This window comes from Ramlibacter cellulosilyticus, assembly GCF_014297465.1.
GTDB classification, from domain to species: Bacteria; Pseudomonadota; Gammaproteobacteria; order Burkholderiales; family Burkholderiaceae_C; genus Ramlibacter; species Ramlibacter cellulosilyticus.
Map to the genome: position 1 here is coordinate 222,603 of NZ_JACORT010000008.1, position 16,097 is coordinate 238,699.

A 16,097-nucleotide genomic window follows, 5' to 3' on the forward strand; every position below is an offset into this window, starting at 1 on the left:
GCCCCCCGCCGCGCGCCGTGGGGCCCAGAATCGCGCCTCATGCAAGAAAAACGGCGGACTCTCCTCGTCGCGGCCGCGACCACCGCCGTGCTCGCCGCCGGCGGCGCGGCCGTGGGCGCCGCGGTGGTGCTGGGCGGGCTCTACGACGTGGCGGCGACGCAGGAGCACTGGCCGGTGACCTACGGCGTGCTGGAGAAGGCGATGCGCCACTCGGTGCGGCTGCGCGCGCGCGACATCGCCGAGCCGCCGCTGGCCGACGACACCATGGCGCTGCGCGGGGCAGCATGCTTCCGCGACAAGTGCGTGCAGTGCCACGGGGCGCCCGGCGTCGCGCCGGACGACATCGGCAAGGGCATGCAGCCCGTGCCCGGGCCCCTGGTGGATGCCCGGCGGCACTGGCGCGCGCGCGAGCTGTACTGGGTGACGCGGCACGGCATCCGCATGAGCGGCATGCCGGCGTGGGAGTTCCGGCTGCGCGAGGACGAACTGTGGGAGCTGGTGGCCTTCATGCAGCGCCTGCCCGAACTCGGCGCGCCCGCGTACGCGGACTGGATGCGCCGGGCCCCGTCCCCGCCCGCGTGCGGCGCGGGGTCGGACCGCCCGCCGGCGCCGCCGGTGACGCTGGCCACGGTGCCCGGCGACCGCGAACGGGGCCGCACGGCGCTCTACCAGCACGCCTGCAATGCCTGCCACGTGATCCCCGGCGTCGTGGGCGCGCAGGTGTACGTGGGGCCGCCGCTCGCGGCGATCGGGAGCCGGCAGTTCATCGCGGGCAAGCTGCCCAACACGCCGGACAACATGATGCGCTGGCTGATGCACACGCAGCAGGTCAAGCCGGGGACCGCGATGCCGGAGATGGGGGTGAGCGAAAGGGATGCGCGGGACATGGCGGCGTACCTGGCCGGCTTGCGGTAGGGACGGTGGGGTTCGCTGTCGCTCACCGTCCCGGCGTCCCGCCGGCCACCCTACGGGTCCGGCCATGCGCTCTCCTGTAGGGTGGCGCGGCGAAGCCGCGGCAGGTGAGCGACGGCGAACCCCACCGACAGGCACCAGCACTCGCGCAGCAACCCTGGCACGCCACCAGCAGCACCACGCGAACGATTCCCGAACATGGCGGCGCGTCGCAGCGGGCATTCCGGGGCGGCGCGGCTCGGCCGGGGGGCGAAACCTATAATCAAAGGTTCAGTTGGACCGCCCATGACCACTCCGAAATTCACCGTCGCCGACATCCGCCAGACCTTCCTGGACTTCTTCAAGGACCGGGGGCACACGGTGGTGGCCTCCAGCCCGCTGGTGCCGGCCAACGACCCGACGCTGATGTTCACCAACTCGGGCATGGTGCAGTTCAAGGACGTGTTCCTCGGCACCGACAAGCGCCCGTACGTGCGCGCGGCGTCCGTGCAGGCCTGCCTGCGCGCCGGCGGCAAGCACAACGACCTGGAGAACGTGGGTTACACCGCCCGCCACCACACCTTCTTCGAGATGCTGGGGAACTGGTCGTTCGGCGACTACTTCAAGCGCGACTCGCTCAAGTGGGGCTGGCAGCTGCTGACCGAGGTCTACCAGCTGCCCAAGGAAAAGCTCTGGGCCACCGTCTACATCGACGACGACGAGGCCTACGACATCTGGACGAAGGACATCGGCCTGCCGCCCGAGCGCGTCGTGCGCATCGGCGACAACAAGGGCGCGAAGTACGCCAGCGACAACTTCTGGATGATGGCCGACACCGGCCCCTGCGGCCCGTGCTCGGAGATCTTCTACGACCACGGCCCGCACATCCCCGGCGGCCCCCCGGGCAGCCCGGACGCGGACGGCGACCGCTACATCGAGATCTGGAACCACGTGTTCATGCAGTTCGACATGCAGCCGGACGGCTCGGTCAAGCCGCTGCCCGCGCCCTGCGTGGACACCGGCATGGGCCTGGAGCGCCTGGCCGCGATCCTGCAGCACGTGCACAGCAACTACGAGATCGACATCTTCCAGGCGCTGATCGCCGCGGCCGCGAAGGAAACGCACACCCGGGACCTGGCGAACCCGTCGCTGCGCGTGATCGCCGACCACATCCGCGCCACGTCCTTCCTGGTCACCGACGGCGTGATCCCGTCGAACGAAGGCCGCGGCTACGTGCAGCGCCGCATCATCCGCCGCGCCATCCGCCACGGCTACAAGCTGGGCCAGAAGACGCCGTTCTTCCACAAGCTCGTGCCGACGCTCGTCAAGTTGATGGGCGACGCCTATCCGAACCTCAAGGCTTCGGAAAAGCGCGTGATGGAAGTGCTGAAGGCCGAGGAAGAGCGCTTCTACGAGACGCTCGCCAACGGCATGGAGATCCTGGATGCGGCGCTGGCCGGCGGCCAGAAGGTGCTGCCCGGCGACGTCGCCTTCAAGCTGCACGACACCTACGGCTTCCCGCTGGACCTGTCGGCGGACGTCTGCCGCGAGCGCGGCGTGAGCGTCGACGAGGCGGGCTTCAACGCCGCGATGGAGAAGCAGAAGGCCGCCGGCCGCGCCGCGGGCAAGTTCAGGATGGACCGCGCGCTGGAGTACGGCGGCGCGGGCAACGTCTTCACGGGGTACCAGAGCCTGGAGGACGCCGCGAAGGTCGTGGCGCTCTACAAGGACGGCACGCCGGTGCAGCAGCTCGAAGAGGGCGAGCCCGGCATCGTGGTCCTGGACCGCACCCCCTTCTACGCCGAGAGCGGCGGCCAGGTCGGCGACAGCGGCATCCTGGCGGCCGAAGGCGTGCAGTTCGGCGTGGAGGACACGCAGAAGATCAAGGCCGACGTGTATGGCCACCACGGCGTGCAGACGCAAGGCACGCTGAAGGTCGGCGACGCGGTGAAAGCCTCCGTGAACATGGAGCTGCGCCAGGCCACCATGCGCAACCACAGCGTCACGCACCTGATGCACAAGGCGCTGCGCGAAGTGCTGGGCGGCCACGTGCAGCAGAAGGGCTCGCTGGTCGACGCGGACAAGACCCGCTTCGACTTCACGCACAACGCGCCGGTCACCGGGGACCAGGTCCGCGAAATCGAGAAGCGCGTGAACGCCGAGATCCTGGCGAACCAGCAGACGCAGGCGCGCGTGATGGACATCGAGTCGGCGCAGAAGACCGGCGCCATGATGCTGTTCGGCGAGAAGTACGGCGAGACCGTGCGGGTGCTGGACATCGGCAGCTCGCGCGAGCTGTGCGGCGGCACGCACGTGCAGCGCACGGGTGACATCGGCCTGTTCAAGATCGTGAGCGAGTCCGGCGTGGCCGCGGGCGTGCGGCGCGTGGAAGCGGTGACCGGCGCGAATGCGCTGGCCTACCTGCAGGACCTGGAAAGCACCGTGCAGAGCGCCGCCAGCGCGCTCAAGACGCCGGCGCCGGAGCTGCAGGCCCGCATCGGGCAGGTGCTCGAGCAGGTGCGTTCGCTGGAAAAGGAAGTCGCGCAGCTGAAAGGCAAGCTGGCCTCCTCGCAAGGCGACGAGCTCGTGGCCCAGGCGATCGACGTGAAGGGCACCAAGGTGTTGGCCGCGCGCCTGGAAGGCGCGGACGCGAAGGCGCTGCGCGACACCATGGACAAGCTGAAGGACAAGCTCAAGTCTGCCGCCATCGTGCTGGCGAGCGTCGACGGCGCCAAGGTGCAACTGGCCGCCGGCGTGACTGCCGACCGCATGGGCAAGGTGAAGGCCGGCGAGCTGGTGAACTTCGTGGCACAGCAGGTCGGCGGCAAGGGCGGCGGCAAGCCCGACATGGCCATGGCCGGCGGCACCGACGCCAGCAAGCTCCCCGTTGCCCTCGAATCCGTGCAGCAATGGGTCGCGGACCGCGTGTGATGCCTCCGCCTTCGGCTGTTCCTCCCTCTCCCCCGCGGGGAGAGGGCAGGGGTGAGGGGCACCCACGGCGCCAGTTCCTCATCGCCGCAGCCGGCGCGTTGGCGCTTCCCGCCCGCGCCCAATCCAGGCTCGAACACCTCCCCCCGGGCACGAAGCTGCCCGCCATCCAGGCGCTCGACTTCGACGGCAAGTCCACCCCCGTCCCCCTCGCCGGCAAACCGACCGTCGTCAACTTCTGGGCCACCTGGTGCGTCCCCTGCCGCACCGAGATGCCGCTCCTGCAGCAGATGGCGGAGTTCTACAGCGACAAGCTCGTCCTGCAGGCGGTGAACTTCAAGGAGCGCGCCGTCGCCGTGCAGCGCCACGTGCGCAATTCCAACTGGACCGTACCCGTCCTGCTGGATCCCATGGGAGCAGGCGCGCAAGCCTGGGGCGTGAAGGTGTTCCCCACGACCATCGGCTTCGACGCCCAGGGCGTGGCGCGCTGGCGCCTGGTGGGCGAGTACGACTGGACGACGGCCGAAGCAGGCAAGCTGGTGGAAGGGCTTTGGCGGTAAGGGAATAATCCCCGCCATGCAGACCTCCCGCCGCCATTTCCTCCAGCTCGCCGCCGCCGGCGGTTTCGTCGCCTCCCCGCTCGCCGCGCTGGCGCAGGAGCGACGCTTCGCCCCGCAGCCCGGGACGTGGCGCACCTTCGACCTCACGAAGCGCGTCGACGTGAACATGTCGCAGGGCGCCACCCGCGTGTGGCTGCCGATCCCGTCGATCGACAGCGACTGGCAGCGCGTCGGCGAGAGCAGCTTCGCCACCAACGGCAAGGCCACGCGCGTGAGCGACGGCCAGGACGGCGCGGGCATCCTGCTAGTGGACTTCGATGCCGGCATCCAGCAGCCCTACGTGGAGCTCACCACGCGCGTGCAGACGCAGAGCCGCGCCACCGACTGGCAGCGCAGGATGCCCGCCGGCATGGACGCCGCCACGCGCGCCCACTGGCTGCGTCCCACGAGCCTGATCCCCACCGACGGCATCGTGCGCGACACCGCATCGAAGGCTGTCGGCGATGCGAAGTCCGACGAGGACAAGGTCCGCCGCATCTACGACTGGGTGGTGGGCAATGCCTGGCGCGAGCCGCAGGTGCGCGGTTGCGGCGAAGGCGACATCAAGACGATGCTGGAGACCGGCAACCTGGGCGGCAAGTGCGCCGACATCAACGCGCTGTTCGTCGGCCTGTGCCGCTCCGTGGGCGTGCCGGCGCGCGACGTGTATGGCGTGCGCCTCGCGCCCTCCGCCTTCGGCTACAAGGAGTTGGGCAGCAACTCCGCCAGCCTCAAGGGCGCGCAGCACTGCCGCGCGGAGGTCTTCCTGCGTGCGCACGGCTGGGTGGCCATGGACCCGGCGGACGTCGCGAAGGTGATGCGCCAGGAGACGCCGACCTGGATCAAGACGGTGAACGACCCAGTGGTCGCGCCCGTCTACAAGGCGCTGTACGGCGGCTGGGAAGGCAACTGGGTCGGCTACAACATGGCGCACGACGTGGCGCTGCCCGGCGCGCGCATGGGCAAGCTGGGCTTCCTGATGTACCCGGTGGCCGAAGACCAGCAGGGGCGCTTCGACTCCTACGCGCCGGACGACTTCAAGTACCAGATCAGCGCGCGCGAGATCAAGGCCTAGCGCTTCTCGAACACCACGTCCCACACGCCGTGCCCGAGCCGCACGCCGCGGTTCTCGAACTTCGTGAGCGGGCGGTACGCGGGCTTCTCCGCGTAGCCTGACGCGGTGTTCTTCAGCGCCGGCTCCGCCGACAGCACCTCCAGCATCTGCTCCGCATACGGCTGCCAGTCCGTCGCGCAGTGGACGTAGCCGCCGGGCGCGAGTCGCGTCACCAGCTTCGCCACGAAGGGCGGCTGCACGAGGCGGCGCTTGTTGTGGCGCGCCTTGTGCCAGGGGTCGGGAAAGAAGATGTGCACGCCCGCGAGCGAGCCTGGCACCAGCATGTGCTCCAGCACTTCCACCGCGTCGTGCTGCACGATGCGGATGTTGGTGAGGCCCTGGTCGCCGATGCGCTTGAGCAGCGCGCCGACGCCCGGCGTGTGCACCTCGCAGCACAGGAAGTTCTTCCCGGGCAGCACGCCCGCGATGTGCGCGGTGGCCTCGCCCATGCCGAAGCCGATCTCCAGCACGGTGGGCGCGTCGCGGCCGAACAGGGTGGACAGGTCCACGGGCTGTGGCTGGTAGGGCACGAGGTACTGCGGGCCCAGCGTCTCGATGGCCTTGGCCTGGCCGGTGGTCGTGCGGCCGGTGCGCAGCACGTAGCTGCGGATGCCGCGGGGATGCGCCACGCTCTCGGGCGGGGTCTGGTCGTCGCTCATGGCGCGATTGTCCCCGAAGGCGGCCGGCGTGCCGGGCAGGTAGGCTGGGTTGCCGAAGGCACCCCAGCTTCGGGCGCCGGGAACGCTGGGGTGCCTTCGGCAACCCAGCCTACAGGTACCTACGGGTACCGCGCAGCCCAGGCACGCGTTGCGGACCCCAAGAGCGCGTGGAGCCCTTCGCCTTCGCACGCGAGGCCCAGCACGGACAAAGCCTGCTTCACCGCCGCCCGCGGCTCGCGCAGATCCACCGGCGCCGCCCCGTTCTGCTTCGACAGCTTCTCCTGGTTCGGCCCCATCACCAGCGGCGCGTGCAGGTAGGCGGGCTGCGGGTAGGCCAGCGCGCGTTGCAGCAGCAGCTGGCGCGGCGTGTTGTCGACGAGGTCTTCGCCGCGCACGACGTGCGTGATGCCTTGCGCGGCGTCGTCGACGACGACGGCGAGCTGGTAGGCGAAGAGGCCGTCCGCGCGCTTCAGCACGAAGTCGCCGACCTCGCGTGCGACGTCCTGCAGGTGCACGCCGACGCGCCGGTCGGTCCAGGCCACGGTGCCTTCCGGCACGTGGAAGCGCCAGGCCCGCGGCGGCTTGCCGTGCAGGCCGCCGCGGCAGGTGCCGGGGTACACGAGCTCCGCATTGCGTTCGCGCGCGCGGCCCTGTGCCATGAGCGCGAGGGCGATGTCCTTGCGCGAGCAGGCACAGGCATACGCGTGCCCCTGCGCCACCAGCCGGTCCAGGTCCGCCTGGTACAGCGCCTCGCGCCGCGATTGCCACACCGGCGGCTCGTCGGGCAGCAACCCGCACGCCGCGAGCTGCCGCAGGATCTCCTCGTCGGCGCCCGGCACGCAGCGCGGATGGTCCACGTCCTCGATGCGCACCAGCCAGGTCCCGCGGTGCGCACGCGCATCGAGCCAGCTCGCGAGCGCGGCGACGAGCGAGCCGGCATGCAGCGGCCCGGTGGGCGAGGGCGCGAATCTCCCGCGGTAGGCCATTCAGGCGGACCGGTGACGCTCCATCAGCGCGGAGCGGGTCGTGGCGCTTTCGAGCTGCGCCAGCCACCACTGCAGCGCGCGGCCCGGGCCCAGGTTGCCGGCGCTGCGCCACGCGTATGCCAGGCGCACCGTGCGGCGGCTCGCGCGCTGCACGTCGCGCTGCACCAGCCGCCCGCTTTCGAGGTAAGGGCGCACTAGCGGCTCCGGCAGGAAGCCGCCGCCCAGCCCGCGCAGCTGCGCATCGAGCTTGGCACGCATGGTCCCCACCGTGAACACGTCCTGTCCCGACAGCAGCGACATGGTGATGGCCTGGCCGCGCTGCTGCGTGGAGTCCGACACGGCCACCGCGCGGTGCTTCACGAGCACTTCGTCGGGGATCGGCTGCTCCGCCTTCGCGAGCGGATGGTGCGGCGCGACGCAGTAGACGAACAGCAGGTCGCCCAGTTCGTGGCTCTGCACGCCCGGCGTGGTGCCGGGCTCCACGACCACCCCCAGCGCCAGGTCCGCGCGGCCGGAGGTGAGCGCCTCCAGGGTGCCGGCAAGCGCCTCCTCCCGGATGCGCAGGCGCGTGGTGGGCTGCAGCGCGTAGAAGCCCTCGGCCAGCTCCATCACGGTGGAACAGGAGAGGGCGCTGTCGACCGCGATGGTGAACTCGGCCTCCCAGCCCGTGGCCACGCGCTTCACGCGGTTGGCCATTGCGTCGATGTCCTGCAGCAACTGCTGGCCCGCGCACAGCAGCTCGTTGCCGGCGGCCGTGAGGCGCGCCTGGCGCGAGCTGCGGTCGAACAGCAGCACGTCCAGCGCGTCCTCGAGCTGGCGGATGCGGTAGGTGACGGCGCTGGGCACCAGCCCCAGCTCGCGCGCCGCCGCGGCGAAGCTGCCGTGGTCGGCCACCGCCTGCACGACGCCGAGCGCATCGGGGGTCAGGACGTCACGCGGGGCGGGCATGGAGGCAGTTCATCGTTCAAACCGTTTGAATGATGCCATCAAACCCGGCCGGTCGTCGAAGCGGCCGGCGGCGCCTACATTTCTATTCATTCAAAGGAATTGACCATGATCACTCTTCGCAAGTCCCAGGAGCGCGGCTATGCCGACCACGGCTGGCTGAAGTCGTTCCACAGCTTTTCCTTCGCCGGCTACTACGACCCCGAGCACATGGGCTTCGGCAACCTGCGCGTGATCAACGAGGACCGCATCGCCCCGGGCACCGGCTTCGGCACGCACGGCCACCGCGACATGGAAATCATCAGCTACGTGCTGTCGGGCGAGCTCGCGCACAAGGACACGCTGGGCAACGTCAAGGGCATCCCGCCGGGCGAGGTGCAGCGCATGAGCGCGGGCCGCGGCGTGATGCACAGCGAGTTCAACCACGCCAAGGACCGCACGACGCACTTCCTGCAGATCTGGATCGAGCCCAACGTCACGGGCATCGAACCGGGGTACGAGCAGAAGGCCTTCGCCGACGAGGAAAAGCGCGGCAAGCTGCGCCTCGTCGCTTCGCCCGACGCCGCGGAGGGCTCCGTGCTGATCCACGCCGATGCGCGCGTGTACGCCGGCCTCTTCGACGGCGCCGAGCAGGCGACGCTGGCCCTCGACACGCATCGCCCGGTCTACGTTCACCTCGTGCGCGGACAGCTGTCCGTCAACGGCACGAAGCTCGAAGCCGGCGATGCCGCCAAGCTGCAAGGCGAGTCGCAACTGCGGCTGGCCGACGGCAAGGACGCCGAAGTGCTGGTGTTCGACCTGTCCGAACACTGATCCCGCAAGCTTTTTTCAACCCCAAGGAGGACCTCGCATGGCCACTACCACCTACGCCACCACCCCTGTCGCCGGCACGACGGATACCCTGCAGGACACGCTTGCCCTGGTCGGGCGCATCCTGCTCGCCTACCTGTTCATCCCGGCCGGCTTCGGCAAGATCGCCGGCTTCGCGGGCACGGTGGGCTATGCGACGGCCGCCGGGCTGCCGATGCCGCAGGTCGGCGTGGCCATCGGCCTGCTGATCGAGCTCGTCGGCGGCATCATGATCCTCGTCGGCTTCAAGACGCGCTGGTCGGCGCTGGCGCTGGCGCTGTTCACCATCGTGGCGGCGTTCTTCTTCCACAACTACTGGGCGATGCCGGAAGCGCAGCAGGCGATGCAGAAGATCAACTTCGACAAGAACATCGCGATCACCGGTGGCCTGCTGGTGCTGGCTGCGTTCGGCGCGGGCCGACTGAGCCTGGACGGCCGCCGCCGAGGTTAAGCTCGGCGCATGCCCGATATCGTCGTCGTCTACCACTCCGGCTACGGCCACACGCAGCGCCTCGCGCAGGCGGTGGCCAACGGTGCAGGCGCCCGCCTGCTCGCGATCGATGCCGATGGCAACCTGCCCGCGGGCGGCTGGGAACAGCTGGCCGCGGCGGATGCCATCGTGTTCGGCACGCCCACCTACATGGGCAACGTGAGCTGGCAGTTCAAGAAGTTCGCCGATGCTTCCTCGAAGCCGTGGTACGCCCAGGCCTGGAAGGACAAGATCGCCGCGGGCTTCACCAACAGCGCGGGCATGAGCGGGGACAAGCAAGGCACGCTGCTGACGCTGTTCACGCTGGCCATGCAGCACTCGATGATCTGGGTGAGCCAGGGCCTGATGCCCAGCAACACCCGGGGCGCGAAGCGCGACGACACCAACTACCTGGTGTCGTACAGCGGCGCGATGTCGCAGTCGCCCGCGGACGCGGGCGCGGACGCGATGGCGGCGGGGGATCTCGAAACCGCGCGCCTGTTCGGCGAGCGGATCGCGGAGATCGCCTCGCGGTTCAAGCGTTGCTGATGAACAAGCAATAGAACGCAGAGGACGCAAAGGTTCGCAGAGGTCGCAGAGGAAGAGGATTTCTCTGCGACCTCTGCGTTTTCTCTGCGACCTCTGCGTTCAGGTCTTCCTCAGCCGAACAACTTCGTCGCGATCGTCGCGACGTGCCTGCCCTGGAACGCGGCCATGCCGAGCTCCTGCTCGCTCGGCTGGCGTTCGCCCTGGCCGCCTGCGATGGTGGAGGCGCCGTAGGGGCTGCCGCCCTTGATCTCGTCCAGGCCCATCTGGCGCTGCTCGGCATACGGCAGGCCCACCACCACCATGCCGTGGTGCAGGAGCGTGGGGATGAAGGTCAGGATCGTGCTTTCCTGGCCGCCGTGCTGCGTGGCGCTCGAGCAGAACACGGAGCCGACCTTGCCGACGAGCGAGCCCTTCATCCACAGGCCGCCGGTCTGGTCCAGGAAGTTCCGCATCTGGCCGGTCATGTTGCCGAAGCGGGTGCCGGTGCCGAAGATGACCGCGTCGTAGTCGGCCAGCTCGGCCGGCTGCGCGATGGGCGCGGCCTGGTTGGTCTTGCCGCCGGCGGCCTTGAAGGCCTCCTCGGGCATCGTCTCGGGGACGCGCTTGACCTCGACCTGCGCGCCGGCGACTTCGCGCGCGCCTTTCGCGACGGCGTTGGCCATCGTCTCGATGTGGCCGTACATGCTGTGGTACAGGACCAGGATCTTTGCCATGGGGTTCTTTCTCTGTGGTGGACGGACGCAAGCACTCTAGGAGCGCCGCGGCTGCGCCGCGTCCTGCGCGTTTGATGACAGCATTCAAGAGATTTCAATGAGAATGCCTCCATGATCCAGCAGCAGCTCGACGGACACGAGAAGGACCTGGGCGGCGGCTTCGTCGTGCGGCGCATCCTGCCGCACGCGCGGCAGCGCAACGTGGGGCCCTTCATCTTCTTCGACCACTTCGGCCCCGCCGAGGAACTCCCGGGCGCCAACCACGACGTGCGGCCGCACCCGCACATCGGCCTGGCGACCGTCACCTACCTGTTCGACGGCGCGATGATGCACAGGGACAGCCTGGGCACCGAGCAGCTGATCGAGCCGGGGGCGATCAACTGGATGACGTCCGGCCGCGGCATCGTGCATTCGGAGCGCCGGCCGGACCACCTGCGCGACGTGCGCTTCGTCAACCACGGGCTGCAGCTGTGGACGGCGCTGCCGCTGGAGCACGAGGAGACGGAGCCCGCGTTCTCGCACACGCCCGCGGACGCGATCCCGGAGCGCAGCGTCGGCGATGCGCGCGTGCGCGTGCTGGTGGGCGAGGCGTTCGGCGTGCGCTCGCCGGTGCCGGCGCTGTCCCCCACGCTGTACCTCGACGTCTGGCTGCCCGCCGGCGGCCGCATGGAGCTGCCCGCGATCGCGCCGGAGCAGGCGGTCTATGCCGTGGAAGGCGCGCTGCTGCTCGATGGCGAGCCGCTGCCGGAGCGGCAGATGGCGGTGCTGCGACCGGGCGCGCCCGTGCTGCTGTCGACGCCCGCGGGGGCCCGGCTCGTGGTGGTGGGCGGCACGCCGCTCGATGCGCCGCGCCACATGTGGTGGAACTTCGTCTCCAGCCGCAAGGACCGCATCCTGCGCGCGAGCGAGGACTGGGAGGCGATGCGCATGGGGACGGTGCCGGGGGACAGCGAGTTCATTCCGCTGCCGCCGACGCGGTTCACGCCGCCGGAACCGCGGTCATAGCTCCCGCGGAGGCGGGGTCGCGGCTCCCGTAGGCTGGGTTCGGCGTAGCCGGCCCCAGCGATGCGCCGAGGGGCGCTGGGGTTCGCTGGCGCGAAACCCAGCCTACGAGCCGGGCGTTTCGAGCTTCCGGGGCTTCAGCGTCGGTTCCAGTGCTTCGCGCTCATCGAACACGAAGCACGTCCCTTCGAAGTGCGCCCCGCCGGTCTCCTCGAAGTACTTCAGGATGCCGCCTTCCAGCTGCAGCACGTGCTCCAGCCCTGCCTCCCGCATCACCAGCGCCGCCTTCTCGCAGCGGATGCCACCGGTGCAGAAGCTCACCACGGTCTTCCCCTCCAGCTCCGGTGCGTGCTCGCGCAACGCGTCCGGGAACTCGCTGAACTTCCCCAGCCGCCAGTCGAGCGCTCCTTCGAACGTCCCGTAATCCACCTCGAACGCATTGCGCGTATCGAGCATCACCACCGGCCGTCCCGCGTCGTCGTGCCCCTGGTCCAGCCAGCGCTTCAGCGTGGGCGCATCCACCGCCGGCGCGCGGCCGGCGTGCGGCTGGATCGCCGGGTGGTCCATGCGGATGATCTCCCGCTTGTGCTTCACCAGCATGCGGGCGAACGGCACGGTCTCGGACCAGCTCTCCTTCGCCTGCAGCGGCGCCAGGCGCGGGTCCGCCCGGAGCCCCGCCAGGAAGCCGCGCACCGCCTCGGCATCGCCCGCCAGGAACAGGTTGATGCCTTCCTCCGCCAGCAGGATCGTGCCCTTCAGGTCCAGGGCCTTGGCCCGCGCGAGCATGGGTTCCCGCAGGGCGGCGGCCTCCGGCAGGGGCACGAAGAGGTAGGCGGAGACGTTGAGGACTTTGTTCACGGGCAGGGATTCTGGCGGGATGTCAAGGGGGGCCGGTTTCCTACAATCGAACCATGTTCGTGCACCTGCGCCTCCACACCGAATTCTCCGTCGTCGACGGCACCAACCGCATCGACGAGATCGTGAAGGCCGCCGGCGCCGATGGTCAACCGGCGCTGGGCATCTCGGACCTGAACAACCTGTTCGGGGCCATCAAGTTCTACAAGGAGGCGCGCGGCGCCGGCCTGAAGCCCGTGGTGGGCTGCGAGCTGATGGTGCAGGGCCTGCCGCCGGACGCGAACGCCATCTCCCGCATGGTGCTGCTGGTGCAGAGCCATCGCGGCTACCTGAACCTCTGCGAGATCCTGGCGCGGGCCTGGACCAGGAACGTCGTCCGCGCCCAGGCCGTCGCGAAGCTGGAATGGCTGCAGGAGCTGGGCGAAGGCCTGCTGCTGCTCTCCGGCGCCCAGGCGGGCCCCGTCGGCCAGGCCTTGCTGCAGGGCGACGAGAGCCGGGCGTCCGACGTGGCCCTGCAACTCGCGGGCCTGTTCCCGCACCGCTTCTACATCGAGCTGCAGCGCGCCGGCCGTCCGGAGGACGAGACGCACGTCGCCGCGGCCGTGCAACTCGCCGCCCGCCTGAACCTGCCCGTGGTGGCCACCCACCCGGTGCAGTTCACCAAGGAAGACGACTACGAGGCGCACGAAGCGCGCGTGTGCATCTCCGAAGGCGAGATCCTCGGCAACCCGCGCCGCGTGCGCAAGTTCACGCGCGAGCAGTACTTCAAGTCGACGGCGCAGATGGTGGAGCTGTTCGCGGACCTGCCGTCCGCCGTGGCCAACACCCTGGAGATCGCGCGCCGCTGCAACCTGGTGCTGGAGCTGGGCAAGCCGCGCCTGCCCAACTTCCCCACGCCGAACGGCATGCCGATCGACGAGTACTTCCGGTACGCCTCGCACGAGGGCCTCAAGGAGCGGCTGGTCCACCTGTTCCCCGGCGAGGAGGAGCGCGAGAAGCAGCGCCCCCGCTACGTGGAGCGCCTCGAGTTCGAGCTCGGCACCATCCTGAAGATGGGCTTCCCCGGCTACTTCCTGATCGTGGGCGACTTCATCAACTGGGCCAAGAACAACGGCTGCCCGGTGGGCCCGGGCCGGGGCTCCGGCGCCGGCTCGCTCGTCGCCTACGCGCTCAAGATCACGGACCTCGACCCGCTGCAGTACAACCTGCTGTTCGAGCGCTTCCTGAACCCGGAGCGGGTGTCCATGCCCGACTTCGACATCGACTTCTGCCAGGGCAACCGCGACCGCGTCATCGAGTACGTGAAGGACAAGTACGGGCGCGATGCGGTGTCGCAGATCGCCACCTTCGGCACGATGGCCGCGCGCGCCGCGGTGCGCGACGTGGGCCGCGTGCTGGACATGAGCTACACCTTCTGCGACGGCATCAGCAAGCTGATCCCGAACAAGCCCGGCACGCACATCACGATCGCCGACGCACTGGAGCAGGAGCCCATGCTCAAGGAGCGCTACGAGCGCGAGGACGAGGTCAAGACGCTGCTGGACCTGGCGCAGAAGCTCGAAGGCATGACCCGCAACATCGGCATGCACGCGGGCGGCGTGCTGATCGCGCCGGGCAAGCTCACCGACTTCACGCCGCTGTACCAGCAGCCGGGCAGCGACTCCGCGGTGAGCCAGTACGACAAGGACGACGTGGAAGCGGCCGGCCTGGTGAAGTTCGACTTCCTGGGCCTCGCCACGCTGACCATCCTGGAGCTCGCGCGCCAGTTCATCGTCAAGCGCCATCCGGGCCAGGAAGGCTTCGCCTTCGAGAACATCGCGCTGGACGACGCGCCCACCTACCGCCTCTTCTCCGACGGCAAGACGGAAGCGGTGTTCCAGTTCGAATCCCGCGGCATGCAAGGCATGTTGCGCGATGCCCGTCCGACGCGCCTGGAAGACCTGATCGCGCTGAACGCGCTGTACCGGCCGGGCCCGATGGACCTGATTCCCTCGTTCGTGGCCCGCAAGCACGGGCGCGAGGACGTGGACTATCCGCATCCGGCCGTGGCGGACATGCTCAGCGAGACCTACGGGATCATGGTCTACCAGGAGCAGGTGATGCAGACGGCGCAGATCCTGGGCGGCTACTCGCTCGGCGGCGCCGACCTGCTGCGCCGCGCGATGGGCAAGAAGAAGGCCGAGGAGATGGCCATGCACCGGGAGCGCTTCCGCGAAGGCGCGGCCAAGACGCACGGCATCTCGCAGGACAAGGCCGACGAGATCTTCGACCTGATGGAGAAGTTCGCGGGCTACGGCTTCAACAAGTCGCACGCCGCCGCCTACTCCCTGCTGGCCTACCACACGGGCTGGCTGAAGGTGCACTACACGGCGGAGTTCTACTGCGCCAACATGACGATCGAAATGGACAACACCGACAAGCTGAAGGTGTTGTTCGAGGATGCGGTCAAGAACTTCGGCATGACCTTCGAGGCGCCGGACATCAACCGCGGCACCTACCGCTTCGAGCCGATCTCCAACAAGGCCATCCGCTACGGCCTGGGCGCGGTGAAGGGCACGGGCCAGTCCGCCGTCGAGGCGATCGTCGCCGCGCGCGAAGAGGGCGGGCCGTTCAAGAGCCTGTACGACTTCTGCTGCCGCGTGGACCGCACGCGCATCAACAAGCGCACGGTGGAAGCGCTGATCAAGGCCGGCGCCTTCGATTCGCTGCAGATGAACCGCGCCGCGCTGGTCGCCACCATCGACCGGGCCTTCGAGTTCGCCGCCACGACGGAAGCCAACGCCAACCAGGGCGGCCTGTTCGACATGGGCGACTCGCACGCGGCGAGCACGCAGGAGCCGGACCTGGTGGAGGTCACGCCCTGGGGCGTGAAGGAGCGCCTGTCGCAGGAGAAGACCGCGATCGGCTTCTACCTGTCAGGCCACCTCTTCGACGAGGTGGAGCGCGAGGTGCGCCGCTTCTGCAAGCGCCGCATCGACGAACTGGTGGACACGCGCGAGCCGCTGCTGCTGGCCGGCATCGTCACGGACATGCGCGTCATCAACGGGCAGCGTGGCAAGCTGGCGCTGTTCAAGCTGGACGACAAGACCGACGTGATCGAGGCCGCGGCCGACGAGTCGGTGTTCAGCCCGCACCGCGCCTGGTTCAAGGACGACGAGCTGATCGTCGTGCAGGCCCGCCTGCAGCCGGACCGCTTCTCGGGCGGCTTCCGCCTGAACGTGCAGCAGATCTGGGACCTGGCGACGGCGCGCTGCCGCTTCGGCAAGTACCTGAAGGTGGCGGTCAACGGCACCGCGCCCGACATCGGCCGGCTGGTGCGCGACTTCCCGCCGAAGAAGGAAATGACGGAGCAGGGCGAGCTGCTGCGCGGGCTGCCGGTGCGGCTGCTGGTGCAGCGGGAGACGGCGACGGCGGAACTGCAGCTGGGGGAGCAGGCGAAGTTCTATCCGACGGATGCGGCGCTGGCGAGCTGGATGGCGCAGGCGCACGAGGGGCTGGCGCAGATCGTTTACGAGGCGTGAGCTGAAACGCTGGGGTT

The 16,097-nt window shown here is 69.4% G+C and carries 14 protein-coding genes; 9 read left to right on the forward strand and 5 right to left on the reverse strand.

All coding sequences use genetic code 11. The features are described from left to right. Window positions 1–39 precede the first annotated feature (39 nt). The 4 genes from H8N03_RS18650 to H8N03_RS18665 all read left to right on the forward strand — a co-directional run bounded on the left by H8N03_RS18650 (window position 40) and on the right by H8N03_RS18665 (window position 5,493). Entirely contained in the window at window positions 40–915 is an 876-nt protein-coding gene (locus tag H8N03_RS18650; RefSeq protein WP_187077709.1) for a c-type cytochrome, read from the forward strand. A gap of 282 nt (window positions 916–1,197) precedes the next feature. Next, window positions 1,198–3,822: an alanine--tRNA ligase gene (alaS, locus tag H8N03_RS18655; RefSeq protein WP_187077710.1), complete on the forward strand. Its 2,625-nt coding sequence runs from the start codon at window positions 1,198–1,200 to the stop codon at window positions 3,820–3,822. Between the two features lie 98 nt (window positions 3,823–3,920). Further along, window positions 3,921–4,379, forward strand: coding sequence for a TlpA family protein disulfide reductase (locus H8N03_RS18660; RefSeq protein WP_187077711.1), 459 nt, complete (start codon window positions 3,921–3,923; stop codon window positions 4,377–4,379). 16 nt (window positions 4,380–4,395) lie between these two features. Beyond that, a complete protein-coding gene (locus H8N03_RS18665; protein ID WP_187077712.1) occupies window positions 4,396–5,493 on the forward strand; it encodes a transglutaminase-like domain-containing protein in 1,098 nt (365 codons plus the stop codon). Here the strand turns inward: H8N03_RS18665 and trmB are convergent. The 3 genes from trmB to H8N03_RS18680 all read right to left on the reverse strand — a co-directional run bounded on the left by trmB (window position 5,490) and on the right by H8N03_RS18680 (window position 8,125). Next, window positions 5,490–6,191: a tRNA (guanosine(46)-N7)-methyltransferase TrmB gene (gene trmB / locus H8N03_RS18670; RefSeq protein WP_187077713.1), complete on the reverse strand. Its 702-nt coding sequence runs from the start codon at window positions 6,189–6,191 to the stop codon at window positions 5,490–5,492. The genes H8N03_RS18665 and trmB overlap by 4 nt on opposite strands. Before the next feature lie 119 nt (window positions 6,192–6,310). Beyond that, on the reverse strand, window positions 6,311–7,177 hold the full coding sequence (gene gluQRS / locus H8N03_RS18675; RefSeq protein ID WP_187077714.1) for a tRNA glutamyl-Q(34) synthetase GluQRS: 867 nt from the start codon (window positions 7,175–7,177) through the stop codon (window positions 6,311–6,313). After that, the gene (locus H8N03_RS18680; protein ID WP_187077715.1) at window positions 7,178–8,125 is read right to left on the reverse strand and encodes a LysR family transcriptional regulator; all 948 of its coding nucleotides are present in this window, start codon (window positions 8,123–8,125) and stop codon (window positions 7,178–7,180) included. 105 nt (window positions 8,126–8,230) lie between these two features. Here H8N03_RS18680 and H8N03_RS18685 point away from each other — a divergent pair, with 105 nt between their 5' ends. The 3 genes from H8N03_RS18685 to H8N03_RS18695 are packed head-to-tail and all read left to right on the forward strand — an operon-like array spanning window position 8,231 to window position 9,989. Beyond that, a complete protein-coding gene (locus H8N03_RS18685; RefSeq protein WP_187077716.1) occupies window positions 8,231–8,935 on the forward strand; it encodes a pirin family protein in 705 nt (234 codons plus the stop codon). A gap of 37 nt (window positions 8,936–8,972) precedes the next feature. Beyond that, window positions 8,973–9,422, forward strand: coding sequence for a DoxX family protein (locus H8N03_RS18690; RefSeq protein WP_187077717.1), 450 nt, complete (start codon window positions 8,973–8,975; stop codon window positions 9,420–9,422). Between the two features lie 9 nt (window positions 9,423–9,431). Beyond that, window positions 9,432–9,989: a flavodoxin family protein gene (locus tag H8N03_RS18695; protein WP_187077718.1), complete on the forward strand. Its 558-nt coding sequence runs from the start codon at window positions 9,432–9,434 to the stop codon at window positions 9,987–9,989. Window positions 9,990–10,099: 110 nt separating this feature from the next. On the opposite strand, the gene wrbA is transcribed toward H8N03_RS18695, so the two are convergent. Continuing rightward, entirely contained in the window at window positions 10,100–10,702 is a 603-nt protein-coding gene (gene wrbA / locus H8N03_RS18700; protein WP_187077719.1) for an NAD(P)H:quinone oxidoreductase, read from the reverse strand. A gap of 111 nt (window positions 10,703–10,813) precedes the next feature. On the opposite strand from wrbA, the gene H8N03_RS18705 reads away from it, so the two are divergent. Further along, a complete protein-coding gene (locus H8N03_RS18705) occupies window positions 10,814–11,707 on the forward strand; it encodes a pirin family protein (protein ID WP_187077720.1) in 894 nt (297 codons plus the stop codon). Window positions 11,708–11,809: 102 nt separating this feature from the next. Here H8N03_RS18705 and H8N03_RS18710 read toward each other — a convergent pair whose 3' ends face one another. Beyond that, entirely contained in the window at window positions 11,810–12,562 is a 753-nt protein-coding gene (locus H8N03_RS18710; protein ID WP_187077721.1) for a sulfurtransferase, read from the reverse strand. A gap of 53 nt (window positions 12,563–12,615) precedes the next feature. Here H8N03_RS18710 and dnaE point away from each other — a divergent pair, with 53 nt between their 5' ends. Next, the gene (gene dnaE / locus H8N03_RS18715) at window positions 12,616–16,080 is read left to right on the forward strand and encodes a DNA polymerase III subunit alpha (protein WP_187077722.1); all 3,465 of its coding nucleotides are present in this window, start codon (window positions 12,616–12,618) and stop codon (window positions 16,078–16,080) included. Window positions 16,081–16,097 lie beyond the last annotated feature (17 nt).